This is a genomic window from Streptomyces sp. NPDC003011 (genome assembly GCF_053591515.1).
The window spans coordinates 210,519-233,259 of sequence record NZ_JBSFTY010000002.1; the positions used below are offsets into that span (position 1 = coordinate 210,519).

The 22,741-nt window shown below is 71.1% G+C and carries 15 protein-coding genes and 1 tRNA gene; 5 read left to right on the forward strand and 11 right to left on the reverse strand.

Annotation, left to right across the window (positions count from 1 at the left end):
* Positions 1-6: 6 nt before the first annotated feature.
* A complete protein-coding gene (locus ACWD0J_RS02320) occupies positions 7-762 on the reverse strand; it encodes a helix-turn-helix domain-containing protein (RefSeq protein WP_451493822.1) in 756 nt (251 codons plus the stop codon).
* A 106-nt stretch (positions 763-868) separates the two neighbouring features.
* Positions 869-943: transfer RNA gene (locus tag ACWD0J_RS02325), tRNA-Leu, on the reverse strand.
* Positions 944-1,042: 99 nt separating this feature from the next.
* On the opposite strand from ACWD0J_RS02325, the gene ACWD0J_RS02330 reads away from it, so the two are divergent.
* On the forward strand, positions 1,043-1,699 hold the full coding sequence (locus ACWD0J_RS02330; RefSeq protein WP_451493823.1) for an ANTAR domain-containing response regulator: 657 nt from the start codon (positions 1,043-1,045) through the stop codon (positions 1,697-1,699).
* 101 nt (positions 1,700-1,800) lie between these two features.
* Here ACWD0J_RS02330 and ACWD0J_RS02335 read toward each other — a convergent pair whose 3' ends face one another.
* From ACWD0J_RS02335 to ACWD0J_RS02365, 7 genes are all read right to left on the reverse strand, one after another.
* The gene (locus ACWD0J_RS02335) at positions 1,801-2,517 is read right to left on the reverse strand and encodes an ABC transporter ATP-binding protein (RefSeq protein WP_451493824.1); all 717 of its coding nucleotides are present in this window, start codon (positions 2,515-2,517) and stop codon (positions 1,801-1,803) included.
* Positions 2,514-3,374: an ABC transporter ATP-binding protein gene (locus ACWD0J_RS02340; RefSeq protein ID WP_451493825.1), complete on the reverse strand. Its 861-nt coding sequence runs from the start codon at positions 3,372-3,374 to the stop codon at positions 2,514-2,516. Before ACWD0J_RS02340 ends, ACWD0J_RS02335 begins: the two co-directional genes overlap by 4 nt.
* Positions 3,375-3,379: 5 nt before the next feature.
* Positions 3,380-5,185, reverse strand: coding sequence for a branched-chain amino acid ABC transporter permease (locus tag ACWD0J_RS02345; protein ID WP_451493826.1), 1,806 nt, complete (start codon positions 5,183-5,185; stop codon positions 3,380-3,382).
* A 4-nt stretch (positions 5,186-5,189) separates the two neighbouring features.
* Positions 5,190-6,119: a branched-chain amino acid ABC transporter permease gene (locus tag ACWD0J_RS02350; protein ID WP_451493827.1), complete on the reverse strand. Its 930-nt coding sequence runs from the start codon at positions 6,117-6,119 to the stop codon at positions 5,190-5,192.
* Between the two features lie 152 nt (positions 6,120-6,271).
* Positions 6,272-7,501 carry a branched-chain amino acid ABC transporter substrate-binding protein gene (locus ACWD0J_RS02355; RefSeq protein ID WP_451493828.1) on the reverse strand — a complete coding sequence of 410 codons (1,230 nt, stop codon included), beginning with the start codon at positions 7,499-7,501 and terminating at the stop codon, positions 6,272-6,274.
* Between the two features lie 988 nt (positions 7,502-8,489).
* Positions 8,490-8,978 (reverse strand): hotdog fold thioesterase, encoded by a 489-nt coding sequence (locus ACWD0J_RS02360; protein ID WP_451493829.1) that lies wholly within the window; start codon positions 8,976-8,978, stop codon positions 8,490-8,492.
* Positions 8,979-9,024: 46 nt separating this feature from the next.
* On the reverse strand, positions 9,025-11,307 hold the full coding sequence (locus ACWD0J_RS02365) for an FdhF/YdeP family oxidoreductase (protein WP_451493830.1): 2,283 nt from the start codon (positions 11,305-11,307) through the stop codon (positions 9,025-9,027).
* A 273-nt stretch (positions 11,308-11,580) separates the two neighbouring features.
* Here ACWD0J_RS02365 and polA point away from each other — a divergent pair, with 273 nt between their 5' ends.
* Positions 11,581-14,307 carry a DNA polymerase I gene (polA, locus tag ACWD0J_RS02370; protein ID WP_451493831.1) on the forward strand — a complete coding sequence of 909 codons (2,727 nt, stop codon included), beginning with the start codon at positions 11,581-11,583 and terminating at the stop codon, positions 14,305-14,307.
* A gap of 1,585 nt (positions 14,308-15,892) precedes the next feature.
* On the opposite strand, the gene ACWD0J_RS02375 is transcribed toward polA, so the two are convergent.
* Positions 15,893-16,750 (reverse strand): DUF4184 family protein, encoded by an 858-nt coding sequence (locus tag ACWD0J_RS02375; RefSeq protein WP_451493832.1) that lies wholly within the window; start codon positions 16,748-16,750, stop codon positions 15,893-15,895.
* 318 nt (positions 16,751-17,068) lie between these two features.
* Here ACWD0J_RS02375 and ACWD0J_RS02380 point away from each other — a divergent pair, with 318 nt between their 5' ends.
* The 3 genes from ACWD0J_RS02380 to ACWD0J_RS02390 all read left to right on the forward strand — a co-directional run bounded on the left by ACWD0J_RS02380 (position 17,069) and on the right by ACWD0J_RS02390 (position 20,156).
* Complete coding sequence (locus tag ACWD0J_RS02380; RefSeq protein ID WP_451493833.1) at positions 17,069-18,847, forward strand: lytic transglycosylase domain-containing protein; 1,779 nt, start codon at positions 17,069-17,071, stop codon at positions 18,845-18,847.
* A gap of 160 nt (positions 18,848-19,007) precedes the next feature.
* Positions 19,008-19,142 carry an SPW_0924 family protein gene (locus ACWD0J_RS02385; protein WP_451493834.1) on the forward strand — a complete coding sequence of 45 codons (135 nt, stop codon included), beginning with the start codon at positions 19,008-19,010 and terminating at the stop codon, positions 19,140-19,142.
* Positions 19,143-19,163: 21 nt separating this feature from the next.
* The gene (locus tag ACWD0J_RS02390; protein WP_451493835.1) at positions 19,164-20,156 is read left to right on the forward strand and encodes a DUF3068 domain-containing protein; all 993 of its coding nucleotides are present in this window, start codon (positions 19,164-19,166) and stop codon (positions 20,154-20,156) included.
* Here the strand turns inward: ACWD0J_RS02390 and hrpB are convergent.
* Positions 20,146-22,659, reverse strand: a complete 2,514-nt coding sequence (hrpB, locus tag ACWD0J_RS02395; protein WP_451493836.1) for an ATP-dependent helicase HrpB — start codon at positions 22,657-22,659, stop codon at positions 20,146-20,148. The genes ACWD0J_RS02390 and hrpB overlap by 11 nt on opposite strands.
* Positions 22,660-22,741: the final 82 nt, after the last annotated feature.

Below are 22,741 nucleotides of genomic sequence, written 5' to 3' on the forward strand. Positions count from 1 at the left end.
CCAGGGTCAGTGTTTGGGGCCCACGTGCGTGTCCATGAGGGCGACGGAGGCTTTGCGGGCGATGGAGATGTTGAACGGGTCGCTGCCCCGGGCGAGGGTGGTCCACTCGACACCGACCTTGTCGAGGGTGTCCGTGAAGAGTGCCCTGATGTCGTCCGACTTGTTGGTGAAGAAGTACCGGGGGTATTCGTAGCGCTTGCGCTCACCGGCGACGAGGCGAGTCGTCCAGTTGGTGATGCGGCATCCGTCGGAGTGGATCAGGCCGCGGATGAACTCCCAGGGGTGGGCGTCGACGATGGCTTGCTGCCAGGCTTCCAGGGTGATGGTCCGCTCATGCTTCTTGCCGGGGCCGTGTTGAGGGAAGAGCCGGGGCCAGTGCGGGGAGTAGCTGGTCATCATCGTGCAGCCCTCCTTCTGAAGGGCGTAGACGCCGATGCCAGGACGCACCTTCGTGATGGCTTCACGGCACTGCTGGATAAGACCGGGCCACGCATCGGCGCATGCGATGCGGAGGTAGTAGCCGCCGCGGGGGTGGGCGCTGATGCAGCCGTCGCCGAGGTAGAGGCCCAGCAGGTAGGCGTACGCGCGGTCGTCCGCGGGCGGTCCCGGGTCCGGAGGCGCGATGCGAGCCAGGGGTTCAAGGCGCTCTTGCCAAGCACGGATCGTGGCCCGTGAGATACCGGTCTCCCGGCTGACGGAATTGAGGCTGCGCCCCTGACTGACCAGCGCGAGTGCTCGCTTGCGTGTGCCGAGGTCGTACATACGGACACCTTGCGAAAGTGATCGCGACGACACGCAGCAAAAAGCGGATGTTCACGAGAACGTGGACATCCGCTTCGGAGGGCTGACCTTGGATTCGAAGGAAAAGTGCCCCGGGTCGGACTCGAACCGACACTGTATGGGTTTTGAATCCATTGCCTGCTGCCAATTGGGCTACCGGGGCCCGCAGAATCCAAGGTTTCCCTTGACCCTCCGCGCCCCCACCTTACCGCAGCTAGGTACGCTCTTGGGAGCAGTACTCCGCCCTGAACGAGGAGCCCCCGTGACCGCCCCCGAGTCGCCCCAGCCCGTAGACGCGCCCGACGACGACAAGTCGCACGTGCCTCCGCTGACGACCCGTGTCGTCATCGCCGAGGACGAGGCCCTGATCCGGCTCGACCTCAAAGAGATGCTGGAGGAGGAGGGCTACAGCGTCGTCGGCGAGGCCGGTGACGGTGAGGCGGCCGTGGAGCTCGCCCGTGAGCACAAGCCGGACCTGGTCATCCTGGACGTGAAGATGCCCAAGCTGGACGGCATCTCCGCGGCCGAGAAGATCGCCGAGGAGCGCATCGCCCCGGTGCTGATGCTGACGGCCTTCTCGCAGCGCGATCTGGTGGAGCGGGCGCGGGACGCCGGTGCGATGGCGTATCTGGTGAAGCCGTTCAGCAAGAGTGATGTCGTTCCGGCGATCGAGATGGCGGTCTCGCGGTTCACGGAGCTGCGGGAGCTGGAGAACGAGGTCGCGGACCTGTCCCAGCGGCTGGAGACGCGGAAGCTGGTGGACCGGGCGAAGTCGATTCTGCAGACGGAGTACGGGCTGACGGAGCCGGCGGCGTTCCGGTGGATCCAGAAGACGTCGATGGACCGCCGGATGTCGATGCAGCAGGTCGCGGAGGCGGTCATCGCGGACGCCGACGAGAAGAAGGCGAGCAAGGGCTGAGCGCGCCCTCTGCTCCCGGGCGCTTGTAGGTCCGTACGAAGAGGCCCGCTCCCTGTGCCGGGGAGCGGGCCTTTGCCGTGCTCGCGTACGGGTGAGGTGCTCTAGTCCTCGCCCAGGTACGCCTTGCGTACGGATTCGTCGTGCAGCAGGTTCTGTCCGGTGCCGGACAGGACGATGTTGCCGACTTCCATGACGTGTCCGTGGTCGGCCAGGGAGAGGGCCGCCTGGGCGTTCTGTTCGACCAGGAGGATGGTGGTGCCCTGGGACTTCAGTTCGGAGATGGTCGCCATGATCTTCTGCATCATGATCGGGGAGAGGCCCATGGAGGGCTCGTCGAGCATGAGCAGTTTGGGCTGGGACATGAGTGCGCGGCCCATGGCGAGCATCTGCTGTTCGCCGCCGGAGAGGGTTCCGGCGGCTTGCTTGCGGCGCTCTCCGAGGATGGGGAAGAGGTCGTAGGCGCGTTGGATGTCCTTGTCGATGCCTTCTTTGTCCTTGCGGAGGAAGGCGCCGAGCTGGAGGTTCTCCGCGATGGTGAGGCGGGGGAAGATGTGCCGGCCTTCGGGGGAGTGGGCGAGGCCGAGGGCGACGATCTTGTGGGCGGCGATGCCGGTGAGGGGCTTGCCGTCGAAGAGGATCTTCCCGCTGGTGGGCTTCAGCAGGCCGGAGAGGGTGCGCAGGGTGGTGGTCTTGCCGGCGCCGTTGGTGCCGATGAGGGTGACGACCTGGCCGGCTTCGACGCTGAAGGAGATGCCTTTGACGGCTTCGATCTTGCCGTAGGAGACCCGGAGGTCCTCGACTTCGAGGAGTGCGGTCACTTGGCTTCTCCCTTGGTGCTGGTGGTGCTGGGCGCCTCGGCGGCGGCTTCGGCGGCGGTGACTTCCGCGGCTTCGGCCTCTCCGGGTGCGCCCTCGAACGGTTCGCCGAGGTAGGCGGCGATGACGCGTTCGTCGGCCTGGACGACGTCGGAGGTGCCTTCGACGAGCTTTTCGCCCTGGACGAGGACGGCGACGCGGTCGCACAGGTTGAAGATGAAGCGCATGTCGTGCTCGATGACGAGGACGGCGATGCCCTGGTCGCGGATGGCGAAGACGAGTTCTTCGGCGGCGCGGGTTTCCTGGGGGTTCATGCCGGCGGTGGGCTCGTCGAGGAGCAGGATGCCGGGTTCGCTGGCCATGGCGCGGGCGATTTCGAGCTTGCGCTGTTCGCCGTAGGGGAGGTTGCGGGCGAGGTGGTCGCGCTTGTGGGCGAGGCCGATGAACTCGAGGAGTTCCATGGCGCGTTCTTCGCTGGCCTTTTCGGCTTTCTTGAAGCCGGGGCCGCGCAGGAGGGCGGACCAGAGGCCTTCTTTGGTGCGGGTGTGGCGGCCTACGAGGACGTTTTCCAGGACCGTCATGTTGGCGAACAGGCGGATGTTCTGGAAGGTGCGGGCGATGCCTGCCTGGGTGACGAGGTGGGGTTTGGGCGGCAGGACGGTGCCCTTGTAGGAGACGGTGCCCTCGGTGGGGATGTAGAGGCCGGTGAGGCAGTTGAAGAAGGTGGTCTTGCCGGCGCCGTTGGGGCCGATGAGGCCGACGATCTCGCCTTCGTTGACGGTGAAGTCGACGGAGCGGACGGCGGTGAGGCCGCCGAAGCGCATGGTGACGTCGCGTGCTTCGAGTACAGGTGTGGTCATGGTGGTCACGCCCCCGCCTTGGTGACGGTCCCCGGTGTGTCGGTGAGCGTCGTCTGTTCTGGTACGTCGAGTTGGCCGGTCTCGTGGAATTCGAGCTGGCGGCGGCGGTTGGCGATGATGCCTTCGGGGCGGAAGCGCATCAGCAGGATGAGGGCGATGCCGAACGCGAGCAGCGACTTGTCCTGGAGGAAGACCAGCTTCTCGGGGAGGAGGTAGAGGAGTGCGGCGCCGAGGATGGGGCCGGCGACGGTGCCCATGCCGCCGAGGACGACGGCGGCGAGGAGGAACGCCGAGTTGGGGGGTGTGGATCCGGCGAACTGGTAGGGGGTGGGGACGACGCTGTAGGTGACGTGGGCGCTGACGGTGCCGGCGAGGCCGGCGAGGGTGGCGCCGAGGGCGAAGGCGATGAGTTTGACGCGGAAGCCGTTGATGCCCATGGCGGTGGCGGCGGTCTCGTCTTCGCGGATGGCGATCCAGGAGCGGCCGATGCGGGAGTCGGCGGCGCGGGTGTAGACGAGGACGACGATGGCCATGATGAGGACCATCAGGAGGTAGTAGTTGGCGAATCGGCCGAGGGTGAAGCCGGCGATGTCGTGGGATTGGCCGAGGTTGAAGCCGAAGAAGCTGAGGTCGGGGATGGAGGGGATGCCGTTGGGGCCGTTGGTGATGTCGGGTCCGGAGTCGCCGTCCATGTTGTTGACGGCGATGCGGAAGATCTCTCCGAAGCCGAGGGTGACGATGGCGAGGTAGTCGCCGCGCAGGCGCAGGGTGGGGGCGCCGATGAGGACGCCGAAGACGAGGCTGGCGGCGGCGCCGGTGAGGGCGGCGGCCCAGAAGGGGAACTGGACGCCGGAGAAGCGGGAGAACTCGGAGCCGGAGACGAGGGCGGCGGTGTAGGCGCCGACGCCGAGGAAGGCGACGTATCCGAGGTCGAGGAGTCCGGCGAGGCCGACGACGATGTTGAGGCCGAGGGCGACGGTTCCGAAGATGAGGATGTTGACGCCGATGTTGGCGTAGTGGTCGTCGCTCTGGGTGAAGGGGAACGCGATCGCGGCGGCGAAGCCCATGGCGAGCGTGAAGCTGCGGTGGTGGGCGACGAGGCGGGAGAAGCGGTCGAGTACGCCTGCGGTGTGCAGGGCCCAGAGGGAGAAGATGACGACGATGAGGTAGCCGATGAAGAGTTCGCCGTATTCGGTGTCGATGCCGTAGGTGAAGACGCCGAGGCCGATGATCGTGACGATGGTGATGATCGCGCGCTCGAGCCAGGGGGAGATGTCCTGGGGGGCGGGGATCTTTTCGGCCTTGGTGATGTAGGCCTTGAGGTGTTCCTTGGTGTCGCCGGTGGTCTTCTCGGGGAGCGCGAGGGCGCCGAGGAGGGGGATGAGGGAGGCGACGGCGGCGATCCAGGCGCCGGGTTCGAGGTTGGCGAGGCCGCCGAGTTTGGTGCTGATCGCGAGGACGGTGTACCAGGTGACGCCGAAGCCCGCGAGGGCGCTGAGGACGAGCGGCGCGTTGTTGCGGGCGGGCGTGAGCCAGCGGAGGCCGCGGACGCCGTAGGCGGCGAGGGCGAACAGGGTGGTGAGGACGCCGGCGGTGAGGGTGAGCCATTGGAGGCCGCCGGGGTATCCGGTGACGGTGAGGTTACCGGGGAATTCGGAGGTCCAGGTCCAGGCGAGGAAGGTGGAGGCGGTGGTGGCGATGCCGCCGGCGAGGAGGAGTGCGCGGGCTGCCGGGGTGGGCAGGGGCACCAGGGCGCGGTTCTCGGTGGGGGTGTCCACGGCCGAGGGGGTGGGGTTCTTGGTCTCGGTCATGTCATCACGCCCTGTCCGCGACGCGTTCGCCGAGCAGGCCTTGTGGCCTGACGAGGAGGACGAGGATGAGGAGGCAGAAGGCCCAGACGTCGGCCCAGCCCTGGCCGCCGAGCTGCTGCATGCCGGGGACTCCGTCGATGTAGGCGGACGCGAGGGTTTCGGCGATGCCGAGGACGAGGCCGCCGAGCATGGCGCCGTAGATGTTGCCGATGCCGCCGAGGACGGCGGCGGTGAACGCCTTGAGGCCCATGAGGAAGCCCATGCGGTAGTCGACGCTGCCGTATTTCATGCCGTACGCCACGGCGGCCACGGCGGCGAAGAAGCCGCCGATGGCGAAGGCGATGACGATGATGCGGTTGGTGTCGATGCCCATGAGCTGGGCGGTGTCCGGGTCCTGCGCGGTGGCCTGCATGGCGCGGCCGGTGCGGCTCTTGCGGACGAAGTAGGCGAGGGAGGACATGCACACGATCGCGGCGACGATGAGGAAGATGTCGGCGTCCTTGATGGTGACGGAGCCGATGTGGTGGAGGGTGTCGAGGCCGGGGAAGGCGCGGGCGCGGTCGGCGTCGGGGTAGAAGTTGCGGACGACTTCCTGGAGGGCCAGGGAGAGGCCGATGGCGGTGATGAGTGGTGCTAGCCGTGGTGCTCCGCGCAGTGGCCGGTAGGCGAATCGTTCTGCTCCGACGGCGATGAGGATGGCGACGATGGCGCCGCCTATCAGCATCAGGGGGACGGCGATGGCCATCGCGGTGCCGTCGGGGAGGATGTAGAAGTAGACCGTGAGGGCGCCGAAGGCTCCGGTCATGAAGATTTCGCCGTGCGCGAAGTTGATGAGCTGGACGATGCCGTACACCATCGTGTAGCCGATGGCGATCAGCCCGTACATCGAGCCTAGAAGCAGCCCGTTGGCCAGCTGCTGCGGCAGGGTGTTCACCGCGTGGCCTCCATGTCGCTGGTGGTCGTGTGCACTGGTGGTGTGCAGGGTCTGGGGTGCACTGGTGTGCGGAAGTCCGGGTGTGGGAACGGGCCGCGCGGTCGGGGTCCTCCTTCCGCGCGGCCCGTGGGGGATGTGCTTGAGGTTCCGGGTCAGCCGAGGTCGGCGGTGCCGGTGTCGACGGCCTTCCAGGCGCCCTTTTCGACCTGGTAGACGGTCAGCTGCTTGTTGGTGGTGTCGCCGTACTGGTCGAAGGAGACCTTGCCGGTGAGGCCTTCGAAGTCGGACTTCTGGACTCCGTCGACGACGCTGGTGCGCAGGGCGTTGATGTCGGTGGGGACCTTGCCGTCGTTGGCGTCGACGGCGGCCTTCACGGACTTGATGATGGCGGTGGTGGCGTCGTAGGCGTAGGCACCGTAGGCGCCGTAGTCACCCTTGTAGCCCTTGGCCTTGTAGGTCTCGATGAAGGTCTTGGCGGCGGGCAGGGTGTCGGCGGGGACGCCGATGGCGGTGACGAGGTCGCCTTCGGCGGAGGCGCCGGCGGTCTCGATGTAGGTGGAGGCGAACATGCCGTCGCCGCCGAAGAGCGGGATCTTGACGCCGGCGTCCTTGAGCTGCTTGGTGAGCAGGGAGGACTCGTCGTACTGGCCGCCGTAGTAGAGCAGGTCGGCGCCGGAGTTCTTGATCTTGGTGACGAGGGAGCCGAAGTCCTTGGCGCCGGTGTTGACGTGGTCGGTCTGGACGACCTGGCCGCCGAGCTTCTTGAACTGCTCGTTGAAGATCTTGGCGAGGCCGGCGCCGTAGGTCTGCTTGTCGTCGACGACGAAGGCCTTCTTCTTCTTCAGGTCGTTGAAGGCGTACTGGGCGGCGAAGCTGCCCTGGAGTTCGTCGGTGGTGGCGGTGCGGAAGTACGTCTTGAACGGCCGCTTCTTGTCCGTCTGCCAGTTCTTGCCCTGGGTCAGCTCGGGGGCGGTGTTCGCGGGGGAGATCTGGACCATGTCGGCGGAGGCGAAGACCTGCTGCATGGTCTGGGCGACGCCGGAGTTCAGCGGGCCGACGGCGCCGACGGCGGTCTTGTCGGCGGTGATCGCGGTGGCGTTCTGCTGGCCGGTGGCGGGCTGCGCCTTGTCGTCCAGGGCCTTGAGCTTGAACGTCACGCCGGGGACGAGCTTGTTCTTGTTGGCGTCGTCGACGGCGATCTGGGCGCCGTACTGGATGCCCAGGCCGGTGGTCGAGTTCTCGCCGGACAGGGGGGCGCTGACGCCGATCGTCAGGGTGGTGGTGTCCCCGTTGTCGCCACTGTCGCCGCCATTGTCGTCACGGGAGCCGCAGGCGGTGAGCGTCAGAGCTCCAGTCGCGAGGACGGAGGTAAGTATCACCATGGAACGTCGCACAATCAGTCCTTTCCGCAGGCACTGCCACCTCGGTGGGGGCGGCTGGTGCCGCGCTGGTACCGAACTCCCGATGGAGCGGTGACTGGCCGTGACTCTAAGCCCGGTTCGCGGGCCCGGGCATCGCCGTGGGCGGGCTTGTGACTTTCTTGTTATGACGTGATGGAGAGCGGACTTCGGCAAAGGGGGCTCTCCACCGTTTTGGCGTGAATTCTCGCCAGTCCGCATGCTGAGAACCCGCACTTCCGCTTGGCCGTGGGCCCGGTCGTTGGGATGTGGGCCCGCGGGCGCTTCGAACGAGCGGGAAACGCTCTGCGGAGTGGGTGCGGCCGGGGGTGGATCTGTGGCGCTGTATTGCACGCAGGTTACGCAGCGTTACGACGGGAAGGGGGAGGTCCGCATTCGGGTGCGGGCCGGATCAGCCGGAACGGGAATCTCCACGGTGGTCCGGCGGGCTGTCCCGGGGGCGCGGTGAGTGCGGCTCGGGTGTGCTGGTGCCCGCGGCGTCATGTGTGGCCCCTGTGAGCCTGTGGTGTCTGTGGTCATGGGGTGCGTGGTCCGGGGAGGCGGCGCCGGTGACGTGGAGGGTGACGGGCGGCGCGGGGTCCGCGGGTGGCACGGGGTCCGCGGTCGTAGTGTCGCCGGTCGCCGGTCGCCGGGCAGGTGGGGTGCGCCGGCTTCGATGGCGTCGTCACCGGCGTACGGGTCCGGGAAGGTGGGCGGCTCGACGGGCCGGATGCCGTCAGGGGAAGCGGTGACCGGCCGTGGCCGCACCGGCGGCGGCCGGTTTCGGCGGGTGGGGCCGGGCGGCCGTCTTCCGGCGCCGGTGAGCTTGAGCGACTTTCAGCCGGTCGGCGTGGGAGAGCGAGGCCCGTTCAGGGCCTTTGCGGGGGTCTGGAGGGGCCGGGCAGACGGAAGGAAGGCCCGCGAGTGTGCCGGGTGTCTGACGCGGGCGGCACCCGGCCAGGCGACGGGACTGTCACCCCGCGGCGCGCACGTGCGCGCCGTCGGCGGCCGTCGCGTCCCGGAGCATGCAGGTCAGCCGCGCGGTGCAGACCCGCCGGCCTTCCTCGTCGCTGATCACGATCTCGTACGTCGCCGTGGACCGGCCCCGGTGCACGGGCGTGGCGACGCCGGTGACCAGCCCCGACCGGGCCCCTCGATGGTGGGTGCAGTTGAGGTCGACGCCCACGGCGATCTTGGAGCTGCCGCCGTGCAGCATGGAGCCCACGGACCCGAGGGTCTCGGCGAGCACCGCGGACGCCCCGCCGTGCAGCAGCCCGTACGGCTGGGTGTTCCCCTCGACCGGCATCGTCCCGACGACGCGCTCCGCCGACGCCTCCACGATCGCCACGCCCATCCGCGTCCCGAGGTGCCCCGCGGAGAACAGTGCGGGGAGATCCACGCCGAGCGCGGCGTACTCGTCGATGACCTCCTGCGGGAACTTCACGTGCTGCTGCTCGCCCATGGGGTCCGGCTCCGTTCGTCTGGCGGCCTGGTGACTGAGCAAACGCTCAGTCGGTCGCCGATTGTTCCAGACGGACGACGACGGACTTGCTGGCCGGGGTGTTGCTGGTGTCCGCGGTGGCGTCCAGCGGGACGAGCACGTTGGTCTCGGGGTAGTAGGCGGCCGCACACCCGCGCGCGGTGGGGTAGTGCACGACCCGGAAGCCGGGCGCGCGTCGCTCCACGCCGTCCCTCCACTCGCTGACCAGGTCGACGTACGACCCGTCGGCCACCTTGAGCGCCCGCGCGTCCTCCGGGTTGACCAGCACCACCCGGCGCCCGTTCCTGATGCCGCGGTAGCGGTCGTCGAGGCCGTAGATCGTGGTGTTGTACTGGTCGTGCGAGCGCAGCGTCTGGAGCAGGAGGCGGCCCGCGGGCAGCTTCGGGTACTCCACCGGCGCCGCCGTGAAGTTGGCCTTGCCGGTGGCGGTCGGGAAGCGGCGCTCGTCGCGCGGGGCGTGGGGGAGGGTGAAGCCGCCGCCGGCGTCGCTCACGCGGGCGTTGAAGTCCTCGAAGCCGGGGATCACGCGCGCGATGCGGTCGCGGATCGTGGCGTAGTCCTTCTCGAACTCCTCCCAGGGCACCTTGCTGGCCTCGCCGAGCACCCGGCGGGCCAGGCGGCACACGATCGCCGGTTCGGACAGCAGGTGCGCGCTCGCGGGCTCCAGGTGCCCTCGGGAGGCGTGCACCATGCCCATGGAGTCCTCGACGGTCACGAACTGCTCGCCGCTGCCCTGCAGATCGCGTTCGGTGCGGCCGAGCGTCGGCAGGATGAGCGCACGCGCGCCGGTGACCGCGTGCGAGCGGTTGAGCTTCGTCGACACGTGCACGGTCAGCCGGGCCCGGCGCATGGCGGCTTCGGTGACCTCCGTGTCGGGGGAGGCGGAGACGAAGTTGCCGCCCATGGCGAAGAAGACCTTGGCGTCGCCGTCGCGCAGGGCGCGGATGGCCTGGACGACGTCGTAGCCGTGCTTGCGCGGGGGCGCGAAGCCGAACTCCTTCTCCAGGGCGTCGAGGAAGGCGGGCGCGGGGCGTTCGAAGATGCCCATCGTGCGGTCGCCCTGCACGTTCGAGTGGCCGCGCACCGGGCACACGCCCGCGCCCGGGCGGCCGATGTTGCCGCGCAGGAGGAGGAAGTTGACGACCTCGCGGATGGTCGGCACGGAGTGCTTGTGCTGGGTGAGGCCCATGGCCCAGCACACGATGGTGCGCTTCGAGGCGAGGACCATGGCGAGGGCTTCCTCGATCCGCTCGCGCGTGAGACCGGTCGCGGTGAGCGTCTCGTCCCAGTCGGCGGCGCGGGCCGCTGCCGCGAACTCCTCGTAGCCGTGGGTGTGTTCGCGGACGAACTGCTCGTCGACCGCGCCCTCGGTGTCCAGGATCAGCTTGTTCAGGAGGCGGAAGAGGGCCTGGTCGCCGCCGATGCGGATCTGCAGGAACAGGTCGGTGAGCGCGGCGCCGGTGGTGAGGCCCTTGGGGGTCTGCGGGTTCTTGAAGCGCTCCAGGCCGGCCTCGGGCAGCGGGTTCACGCTGATGATCTTCGCGCCGTTCGCCTTCGCCTTCTCCAGGGCGGACAGCATGCGCGGGTGGTTGGTGCCGGGGTTCTGGCCCGCGACGATGATCAGGTCGGCCTTGTGGAGGTCTTCGAGCAGCACGCTGCCCTTGCCGATGCCGATCGTCTCGGTCAGGGCCGAGCCGGACGATTCGTGGCACATGTTCGAGCAGTCCGGCAGGTTGTTGGTGCCGAGTTCGCGCGCGAAGAGCTGGTAGAGGAACGCGGCCTCGTTGCTGGTGCGTCCGGAGGTGTAGAAGAGGGCCTCGTCGGGCGAGGAGAGGGCGGTGATCTCCTCGGCGATGATGTCGAAGGCACGCTCCCAGGTCACCGGCTCGTAGTGCGCCCCGCCCTTGGGGAGGTACACGGGGTGGGTGAGCCGCCCCTGCTGTCCCAGCCAGTAGCCGCTCCTGGTGGCGAGGTCGGCGACGGAGTGCGCGGCGAAGAACTCCGGGGTGACCCGGCGCAGGGTGGCCTCCTCGGCGACCGCCTTCGCGCCGTTCTCGCAGAACTCCGCCGCGTGCCGGTGCTCCGGCTCCGGCCAGGCGCAGCCCGGGCAGTCGAAGCCGTCCTTCTGGTTGACGCGCAGGAGGGTCAGCGCGGTGCGCCTGACGCCCATCTGCTGCTGCGCGATGCGCAGGCTGTGCCCGATGGCCGGGATTCCCGCCGCCGCGTGCTTCGGCTCGGCGACCTGTGGCGCGTCCTGGACCGGATCTGCCTTGGGCGGCTTCGTTGCCATCGCGGCGCTCTCCTTCACTGGCGTGTGCGCTACCTCTGCGGCTACCTCTGCGATCCTCGCACGCGGCACCGACAACGATCGCGGGCGGGAGGGCGCGGGAACGAGGAGCATTGCTTGCGCCGGGGCCCGTCGGGGGCCCGCCGTGAGCCTGTCGACAGCGGTGGCCGGCGCCGCGCGACGGCGGCGGCCGACGGCGGTGGTCGGCGGCGGGCGGGTCCGACTGTCAGCGGCGGGCGGGTCCGACTGTCAGTGGCACGTGGCAGGATCGGGGGCGTGGCAGAAACAGCATCGAAGAAGACCGACACCAACCCCGGCGGCAGCCGTCCTCGCCTGATGCTCATGGACGGGCACTCGCTGGCCTACCGCGCGTTCTTCGCGCTGCCCGCGGAGAACTTCACGACCGCGACGGGCCAGCCGACGAACGCGATCTACGGCTTCGCGTCGATGCTGGCCAACACCCTGCGTGACGAGTCGCCCACGCACTTCGCGGTGGCCTTCGACGTCTCCCGCAAGACATGGCGCTCCGAGGAGTTCACGGAGTACAAGGCCAACCGCTCCAAGACCCCGGACGAGTTCAAGGGGCAGGTCGAGCTGATCGGCGAGCTCCTCGACACCATGAACGCGCAGCGGTTCGCCGTCGACGGCTTCGAGGCGGACGACATCATCGCCACGCTCGCCACCCAGGCCGAGGCCGAGGGCTTCGAGGTGCTGATCGTCACCGGCGACCGCGACTCCTTCCAGCTGGTCAGCGAGCACACGACCGTGCTGTATCCGACGAAGGGCGTCTCCGAGCTGACCCGGTTCACCCCGGAGAAGGTCTTCGAGAAGTACGGGCTGACGCCCGCCCAGTACCCCGACTTCGCGGCGCTGCGCGGCGACCCGTCCGACAACCTGCCGGGCATCCCGGGCGTCGGCGAGAAGACGGCCGCGAAGTGGATCAACCAGTTCGGCTCGTTCGCGGAGCTGGTCGAGCGCGTCGACGAGGTCAAGGGCAAGGCCGGGCAGAACCTGCGCGACCACCTGGAGGCCGTCAAGCTCAACCGGCGGCTGACCGAGATGGTCCGCACCGTGGAGCTGCCCCGGACGGTCGCCGACCTGGAGCGCGCGCCGTACGACCGCAAGGCGCTCGCGATGGTCCTCGACACGCTGGAGATCCGCAATCCCTCGCTGCGGGAGCGGCTGCTGGCCGTCGACCCGGGCGCCGAGGAGGCCGAGACGACACCGGTGGTCGCGGACGGCGTGGAGCTGGACGGCACCGTGCTCGGCACCGGCGAGGTGGCCCCCTGGCTCGCCGAGCACGCCACCGAGGTCCTCGGTATGGCCACGGTCGACACCTGGGCGCTCGGCGCCGGCTCGGTCGCCGAGGTCGCGCTCGCCACGGGCGGGGGAGCGGCCGCCTGGTTCGACCCCTCCCAGCTGGACGAGGCCGACGAGACGGCGTTCGCCGGCTGGCTGGCCGACGCCGGCCGGCCCAAGATCCTCCACAACGCCAAGGGCGCGATGCGGGTCTTCGCCGAGCACGGCTGGACCGTCGACGGCGTCACGATGGACACGGCTCTGGCCGCCTACCTGGTCAAGCCGGGCCGTCGCTCCTTCGACCTGGACGCGCTGTCCCTGGAGTACCTGCACCGTGAGCTGGCCCCCGCCGCCGCGGCCGACGGGCAGCTCGCCTTCGGCACCGACGAGGGGGCCGAGGCCGAGGCCCTGATGATCCAGGCCCGCGCCGTCCTGGACCTGGGCGAGGCCTTCGGCACGCGCCTTCAGGAGGTCGGGGCCGCGGACCTCCTGCGGGACGTGGAGCTGCCCACCTCCGCCCTGCTGGCCCGGATGGAGCGGCACGGCATCGCCGCCGACCGGGCCCACCTGGAGGCCATGGAGCAGATGTTCGCGGGCGCCGTGCAGCAGGCCGTGAAGGAGGCGCACGCGGCGGCGGGGCACGACTTCAACCTCGGCTCGCCCAAGCAGCTCCAGGAGGTCCTCTTCGGTGAGCTCGGTCTGCCGAAGACGAAGAAGACCAAGACGGGTTACACCACCGACGCCGACGCGCTGGCCTGGCTGGCCACGCAGACGGACAACGAACTGCCGGTGATCATGCTCCGGCACCGCGAGCAGGCCAAACTGCGGGTCACCGTCGAGGGCCTGATCAAGACGATCGCCGTGGACGGCCGTATCCACACCAGCTTCAACCAGACGGTCGCCGCGACCGGCCGCCTGTCGTCCACGGATCCGAACCTGCAGAACATCCCGGTCCGCACGGACGAGGGCCGGGCGATCCGCCGCGGCTTCGTGGTGGGCGACGGCTTCGAGTCGCTGATGACGGCCGACTACAGCCAGATCGAACTGCGGGTGATGGCCCACCTGTCCGAGGACGTGGGCCTGATCGAGGCGTTCACCTCCGGCGAGGACCTGCACACCACGGCCGCCGCGCAGGTGTTCGGGGTCGAGCGGGGCGCGGTGGACGCGGAGATGCGCCGCAAGATCAAGGCGATGTCGTACGGCCTGGCGTACGGTCTGTCGGCGTTCGGCCTCTCCCAGCAGCTGAACATCGAGGCGGCCGAGGCACGCGCCCTGATGGACGCGTACTTCGAGCGGTTCGGCGGCGTACGGGACTATCTGCGCCGGGCCGTCGACGAGGCCCGGGCGACGGGCTACACGGCGACCCTCTTCGGGCGCCGCCGCTACCTGCCCGACCTCAACAGCGACAACCGCCAACGCCGTGAGGCGGCCGAGCGCATGGCCCTCAACGCGCCCATCCAGGGCACGGCCGCGGACATCGTCAAGATCGCCATGCTGAACGTGGACAAGGCACTGCGCGACGCGGACCTCAGGTCCCGCATGCTGCTCCAGGTCCACGACGAAATCGTCCTGGAGATCGCCCCCGGCGAGCGCGAGACCGTGGAGGAACTGGTCCGCCGGGAGATGGCGGGCGCGGTCCACCTCCGAGCCCCCCTGGACGTCTCGGTGGGCTCGGGCCCCGATTGGGAATCAGCGGCGCACTAGCCCCCGGCGGGGCACGGCTTCGACTCGGGCCGGTGACCACGGGGCCCTCGGCACACAGACCCGCCGGGGGCCCTGCGCCAGGCCCCCCGGCCGACCGCCGCCTGGCGGCAAGCCAGGTCCCGGCCGCCGTCCGGCGGGTAGCCAGCCCCGGCCACGTGCTGCCGGGAAGCCAGGCCCGGCCGCCGTCCGGCGGGTAGCCAGCCCCGGCCACGTGCTGGCGGGAAGCCAGGCCCGGCCGCCGTCCGGCGGGGAGCCAGGCCCAGCCACGTGCTGGCGGGAAGCCAGGTCCGGCCGCCGTCCGGCGAGGAGCCACGGCCCGATGCACACCCACCCGCGACAGCCCCGTCGCCCCGCCCCGCCCCGGGAAGGCCAGCCACTCGCGTGGTGCCCGCGAAGGCGCCGTAACGGCTGAGCGCCAACTGGCGAAGCCCGATGGGGTGCGACGGGCACCAGCCCCACCCCGACCGCCCCGTCCAACCCACCCCGCGAGGCGCCGACGGGCCGACCGCCGCCTGGCAGGGACGCACGGCACCTGTCCCGCGCCAGCAGGCAGGTGCCCGTCCCGGGCCAGCTGGCAGGTGCCCGTCCCGCGCCAGCCGGCAGGCATCCGTCCCATCCGAGCGGACGCTCACCCGTTCCGCGCCAGCCGGCAGGTGCCCGTCCCTGGCCAGTCGGCAGGCATTCGCCCCATCGTCTCGGGCCAGCCGACAGGCATTCCTCCCGTCCGAGCGGACGCTCACCCGTCCCGCGCCGTCAGCTGGCACGCACCCGCTCGCCCCACCGGCCCCGGCCGATCCACCCCGCCTTTCCCCGACGGTCCGTCACTCGCGTGGCCCCCGCGAAGGCGCCCCCCGCTGTCCCCTCCCGCAAGGATGCGGGCATGGGTATACGCATGCTCCGCCGCCGGACGGCCCACGCACGGACGCGGGAACAGACGCACGCCGACTCGGCCCCGTCCCAGTCCCAGTGCCCGTCGCCTCCGTCGGTCCCGGCCGTCGCGGCCACGGCGAGCACCGCCCGACTCCCCGCCGGCCTGGGGACGCCTCTCCGTACGGCCGCCAAGGCCGCCGCCGCGATGCCCTTCCACCTCAGGGCGACCCTCCGTAGAACCACCGAAGCCGGCGCCTCGATCCCCTTCCACCTGGAGGCGACCCTCCGTAAAGCCACCCAGGCAAGCACCGCCGTTCCGTCCCTTGCGTCCGTCCCGTCCCTCCCCTCCCTCCTCGGGACAGCCCTGCGCAGAGCCGGTAAGGCCGGTGTCGCCCGCCTCCCCGCCGGCCTCGCGACGCGCCTGTGGCACGTGGGCGCGGCGCTCCGGTACCGGCCACCGGGCCGATCGTCAGTGGGGCGTCGTGGGACAGGACCCCGTGCCTCCTCATCCGGCCGATCGTGAGCGGGACGCCACAGAGCAGGACCCCGTGCCTCCTCGTCGGGCCGATCGTGAGCGGGACGCCAACAGAGCAGGACCCGGTGGACAGGACCCCGTGCCTCTCCGGCTCGCCGGCCGTGAGCGGGACGCCGTAGGGCGAGACCCCGCGCCAGTCATCTCGCTCTGGCGCTCACGCCGTTGCCGCGGGCACCGGTGTCAGCGAGCGGTCGGCCGGCTTCGCTCCCCGGGGCCCACGCCCGCGTCGTGGGAGACCCGGGCCGGTCGCCACAGTCTGACGCCGACGGCGTACAGCAGCACGCCCAGGACAAGCCCCGCGCCCGCCCCGAAACACAGCGTCGGGATCAGTTCCCAGGGCTTCGCGGTGGAGCCCCAGTAGTCCCACCACCGCGTCGCCCGCTGCGTCGCCGCGACGACCGCGCAGCCGCCGATCACGGCACCGGCCCACCACCGGTCCCGTACCGACAGCGCCGGGACCCCCACCGCCACAGCCGTCGCGGGCGCGCGGCGCAGCGCGTGGGCCACGAACACCGTGATCACGACCGCGGCGACCGCCGAACCGCCGTACTGGAGGTACCAGTACAAAGGGGAGCCCGCCACCTTCTCGCCCAGCACGGGGAACAGCCGCATCCCCCACCGGTCGAGGTGCGTGAACGCGTCCCACACGACGTGGGTCAGCGCACCGAGCACGGCGGACACGTACCACCACAGGACCGAGGACGGCCGTACGCGCGCGCGGGGCACGCCGCAGCGCAGGAGCGCCGCCACTCTGCCCTGCCGTGTCCGCGGCAGCAGCGCGACCAGCGGTTCGCGCACCAGCAGCCACAGCCCGACCAGCGCCCAGGCGACCAGCACGTCGATCGTGAAGACGCCCGGGAAGGAGTGGGTCACCTCACCGAACTCCATGGCTCCGGACGCCACACTCGCCGCGTAGTAGGTCATGTCGGGCGCGAAGGAACCCGCCACGAGCACGGCCGGCACCAGGGACCCACGGCCGCTCCCGTCGCTGCGCACGGCGGGCAGAACAGCCGCGGCATGGCTCAAAGTGAACGGCAACGGGGCTCCTCACGAGAGGCGTCGGCAGGGGCCGGGCGGCCCGGTGATCGGCGAAGCCCAGTATGCGGGACATGGCCCGCCGCGCTCGGGGCACCATCACCCATGGCCGGCTGGTGAAATCCGGGCACGAACGGGTGCCCGCGCAAAGCAAGTTGTCGTAGGGTCGCCTGGGTCACCGTGCGGGGAGCGCGGCCGAGCACACGGACAGAGCACATAAGGGCGTGACGAGGGCAACCCGCACCGCGGTTCGTTCGTCACAACACAGCGAGACCGACAGACAGAGACGGGCGCTCGGGCGTCCACGGGAGGGTTCACTCTATGGCGGCGCAATTCGGCAGGAGGCTGTGCAAGGGGGCGGCGACCACCGCCGTGGCCGCGGTCGCGGTCGCGGCCCTGTCCGCCTCTCAGGCTCCGGGGGTGACGGCCGACGACCAGGGCAGACCGGCCACCGCAGGCGCCGAGACCTCGCCCGACGTGCCCGCCGACGACGGCGCGACCGACTCTCAGTACTACACGGACCTGCCGCCGCTCAACACTCCCAGCCCCGCGCCGACCGCCGGCACCCCCGGCTCCCAGGAGACGGGCGAGGCGGGTATCCCCGCGACCGTCCTCGACGCCTACAAGAAGGCCGCGGCCGAGCTCCAGGCGTCCAAGCCCGGCTGCAACCTGCCCTGGCAACTGCTCGCCGCCATCGGCTGGGTCGAGTCGGGCCAGGCCCGCGGCGGCAAGGTCACGGCGGACGGCACCACGGTCTCCCCGATCCTCGGCCCGCAGCTCGACGGCAACGGCTTCGCGCTGATCAAGGACACCGACAACGGCGCGTACGACGGCAACAGCACGTACGACCAGGCCGTCGGCCCCATGCAGTTCATCCCGTCCACCTGGGCGTGGGCGGGCCGCGACGGCAACGGCGACGGCACGAAGAACCCCAACAACATCTACGACGCCGCGCTCGCGGCCGGCCACTACCTGTGCCGCTTCGGCTGGGACCTGTCCACCCCGTCCGACCTCGACCGGGCGATCCTCAGCTACAACAACTCGCGGGAGTACCTGAACACGGTCCTGTCGTGGCTGGAGTACTACCGCAAGGGCACCCACGAGATCCCGGACGGCACGGGCACCCTGCCCGTCGGCAGCAGCGACGGCGAGACCCCGGCGGTGGTCCCCCGGCCGTCGCCGCCGGCCGCGTCCAAGCCCGGCAAGCCCGGCGACAAACCCGGCAACCCTGCCGAACCCGGCAAGCCCGGCAAGCCCGGCGGCGGCACCCAGAGCCCCACTCCGCCCCCGCCGGTCACCCCGCCGCCGGCCACCAAGCCGCCCACCGCCCAGACCCCCACCGACACGGTGGACCACCTGGAGGACGCGGGTACCGCCAAGCTCACCGCGACGGCGGGCGAGGCGTTCGCCAAGAAGATCAGCACCCGCGCCGAGACCAAGGGCGGCGAGGCCGTCGCCAAGGTCCGGATCCGCTTCACCGTCGTCGGCGACACCGACGCCACCTTCACCGGCGGCGAGAGCGTCGCCACGGTGGTCACCAACGCCACCGGCGTGGCCGTCGCGCCCGCGCTCCGGGCGGGTGAGAAGACGGGCGGCTTCACCGTCCGCGCCACCGTCGTCGGCCGCACGGTCGACGGCGTCGACTACACGGCCACGGTCACCGAGCGCACCGCCGACGCCCTCACCCGCACCAGCGACACCGCGCTGACCTGCACCCCGGGCGGCGAGTTCGCCGACCAGGTCGAGGTGAAGGCCACGCGCAACGGTGAGGCCGCGGGCAGGGTGGCGGCCACCGCCACCCTGGTCAGGTCGGCGCTCGACGCGACCGAGAACGACAAGGGCCCCTACTTCAAGGACGCGAACGGCAAGGCCGTACGCACCCTCACGGGCCTGAAGACCGATGCCGGCGGTCTGCTGAAGCTGCCGAAGCTGTACGCCGACGACGCCGCCGGCACGTACGTGCTCCGCATCACCACCGCGGGCGGCGCGGCGCTCAACGTCCAGCTGACCGTCGCGGCGGCCGAGACGCCGTCGCCGAGCCCGTCCGCGGACTCGTCGCAGAGCCCGTCCGCGAGCCCGTCCACGAGTCCCTCCGCCTAGCAGTTGCCCGTACGACGACGGCGGCGCCCTTCCCATGGAGGGGCGCCGCCGTCGTGCGCGACGTGTTCTCATCTCGCCCGCCCGTTGCTACGGTGCCGGACCTGACGATGTATCAGTTCCAGTGAGGTTTCCCTTCCGATCCCAGTTCCCGGAGGCAGGCATGCGCGCCCTGATCGCCGCCGTGACCGGTCTCGCCGCCGCCCTCGCCCTGGTCCTCACGATCACGGCCATGAGCGCGCCGACGGGAAAGACGTCCCCGAAACCGCTGCTGACGACGGTGCCCGCACATCCGTAACCACCCGGGAGGGAGGCCGAGATGCGCCGCAAGGCCAGCCTGATCCTGCTCGCCCTCGCCGTGTTCTTCGCGGCGCTGTCCCCGCTGCTGCGCTGGTACGCCTACCCCCGCCTCGCCAAGGTCCCGGCGCACCAGTACCAGGACATGGTCCTGGAGGCGAAGGACGCCACCCTGCTCGACTACGGCACGATGAAGGCGAGGAAGGTCCCCGAGGTCACCGTCGTGCAGACGCTGAGGGGCAACGTCGAGGCCTCCGAGCGGATCGAGGAGACGGCCGGCCGGGACGTCGTGGTCTGGGACGGCCTGTCCTACGTCCAGGGCCCCGACGGCCGGATGGTCTCCAAGATCCCCGAGCGGTACATCTTCGACGCCCACACCCAGCAACCCGTCCACGCCACCGGCGAGATGGTCGACGGCGACCCGGTCAAGCGGGAGGGCATCGAGTTCAAGTGGCCGTTCCTGACGGAGAGACGGGACTACGAGTACTTCGACGCGCAGGCCCGCGTGACGGCCCCCATCCACTACCGGGGCACCCAGGACTTCCGGGGCGTCGAGGTCTACTACTTCGAGCAGACCATCCCCTGGACCAAGGTGCCGTTCCCCAGGACCATGCCCGTCGGGGGCGTCACCCGCGAGTCGGTCGCCGAGACCGGCACGACCCGCTGGTACACCACGGTCCGCAAGTTCTGGGTCGAACCCCTGACCGGCGCCCCCGTCTACGGCGAGGAGATCCACCGGGAGGAACTGCGCGGCGGCACCCTGCTCGGCGACCGGGACAAGGTGACGGCGTTCGCCGGCCACGTGAAGATGCGCGAGGACTACATCGACCACACCGTCGACCTGGTCACGTCCCACCGCACCCTGATCCTGCTGCTGACGTCGTACCTGCCTTGGGGCTTTTTGATCCTCGGTGTCCTGCTGCTGTCCCTCTCCCTCTACCTGGAGGCCCGCGGCCGCCACCCCGGCGACCCGGCCTCCGCCGCCACCACGGAACCGAAACCGGTCACCGCCTGAGCCGGGCGTTGGTGTACCGCGTCGGCTCGGCGGTCGCCGGGTCCTCGGGCCACGGATGCTTCGGATACCGGCCGCGCAACTCCGCCCGTACGCCCTTGTAGCCGTCCTTCCAGAAGGAGGCGAGGTCGGCGGTGACCGCGGCGGGCCGCCCGGCGGGGGAGAGCAGGTGGACGAGCAGCGGCACCCCGGCGACCCGGGGCGACTCCTGCAACCCGAACATCTCCTGCAACTTGACGGCCAGCACCGGCTGCTCCGGGTCGCCGTAGTCGATCCGGACCCTGGACCCGCTCGGTACGGCGATCCGCTCGGGCGCCAGCTCGTCGAGCCGTGCGGCGTCCCCCGAGGCCCAGGGAAGCAGGCGCGTGAGACCCGCACCGGCGTCGATCCGGGCGAGGTCGGCGCGCCTGCGGGCCCGGCCCAGCTCGGGCTCCAACCACTCGTCCACGCGCGCGTGCAGCGCGTCGTCGGACACGTCGGGCCACGGCTCCCCGCGCCGCAGCCGCAGAAAGGCGAGCCGCTGCCGCAGGACGACCGCCTCGGCCGACCACCGCAGCAGCCCGAACCCTTCCTGCCGCAACCCTTCGAGCAGCGCGTTCCGTACGAGCCCGGCGCCGGCGTCGCGCAGCGGACGCACCGCCAGCTCCACGGCCCCCAGCCGCTCGACCCGCCGGGCGACGACGTCCCCGTCGGCCCAGTGCACCTCGTCCCGCACCTCCGCCAGCGACCCCGCCGCCAGCCGGGCGACCTCCTCGTCCACCACGGCCCCGAGCCGCACACGCGCGTGCCCCTTCCCGACCGGCCGGTCGGCGACGGCCACGGCGATCCAGTCAGCCCCGCGCAGCCGGGTGGCGTCACCGGCCTCGGCACGCGTCCCGGAGACCATGAGATACGACCCGCCGTCGACCCGGGCGACCCGCTCGGGGAACGCGAGAGCGGCCACGAGCCCGACGGCGCTGTCCTCACCCGCGCCCGCCCACGCACCCGACGGGCGGGCGGGGAACTCCGTGGCGACGGCCCGCAGCCGCCGCACCTCCGCCCGCCACCGTGCTCCGTAGGCGTCACCCCCGCGCCGTGCCGCCCGCACAGCGGCGGCCAGATCGTCCCCGTACTCCCGCGGCGCCTCCTCGCTGAGCAGCGCGACCACCTCGGCGGCCCGTTCCGCACCCACCAAGGGGGCCGAGTCCAGCAACGCCCGCCCCAGCCGCGGATGCAGCCCGAGCCGGGCCAGCCGGATCCCCCGCTCCGTGGCCCGCCCGGCGAGGTCGACCGCCCCGACGGCCGTCAGGACCGACCGGGCCGCCGCCATCGCCCCGCCCGGCGGCGGATCCAGCAGCGCCAGCCCGGACGCGTCCGGATCGCCCCAGCAGGCCGCCTGCAAGGCGAACGCCGTCAGGTCGGCCACTTTGATCTCCGGGGACGGGAAACGCGGCAGACGGGCGTCCTCCGCCTCCGTCCAGCACCGGTACACCGCCCCCGGCGCCTCGCGTCCGGCCCGCCCCGCCCGCTGCCGCCCCGCCGCCTGCGAGGCCCGTACCGTCGTCAGCGCGCTCAGTCCGCGCGCGTGGTCCACCCGCGGCTCCCGCGCCAGCCCCGAGTCGACGACCGCCCGCACCCCGGGAACCGTCAGCGACGACTCGGCCACCGAGGTCGCCAGCACCACCCGGCGCCGCTCGGCGGGAGCCAGCACGGCGTCCTGCACGGCCGCCGGCGCCCGCCCGTGCACCTGGAGCACGTCCACCCCGCCGAGGCCGCCCAGCTGTCCGGCGACCCGGACGATCTCACCCACCCCCGGCAGGAAACACAGCACGTCCCCCGTCCGCTCGGCCAGCGCCCGCCGCACCACCGACGCCACGTGCGTCAGCAGCATCGGATCGACCCGCATCCCGTGCGGCGGCCGTACCGGGCGCGTCGGCGGCGCCCACACCACCTCCACCGGATACGAGACGCCCGCGGCCTCCACCACCGGCGCCCCGCCCAGCAGCCGCGCCCAGCCGGCCGCGTCCGTGGTGGCCGACGCGGCCACCAGCCGCAGCTCCGGCCGCAGTGTCTCGCGCACGTCCCACAGGAACGCCGCCGCCGTGTCCGCGTCCAGGTGCCGCTCGTGGCACTCGTCCAGCACCACCACGTCGACCCCGGCCAGCTCCGGGTCCCGCTGCACGCGCTGCAACAGCACCCCGGTCGTGACGACCTCCACGCGCGCGCGGGGCCCGACCACCCGCTCCCCGCGCACGGTGAACCCGACGCTCTCGCCGACCTTCTCGCCCAGCAGCCACGCCATCCGGCGCGCCGCGGCGCGGGCCGCGATCCGCCGCGGCTCGGCGACGACCACCCGCCGCGCGGGCCCCTCGCCCAGCAGCCCCGCCAGCGCCAGCGGCACCAGCGTGGTCTTGCCGGTACCGGGCGGCGCGACGAGCACGGCGGTGCCGTGGCCCGCCAGGGCGTCGCGCAGCCCGGGCAGGGCACCGCGTACGGGAAGGGCGTCCAGAGCGTCGTAACGGATCACGCCCCCAGTGTCGTACGCCGGGCAAGAGGCCCCTACGCGCGCGTGCGTTCCATCAGTACCTCAGTACCGCTCAGTACCGCTC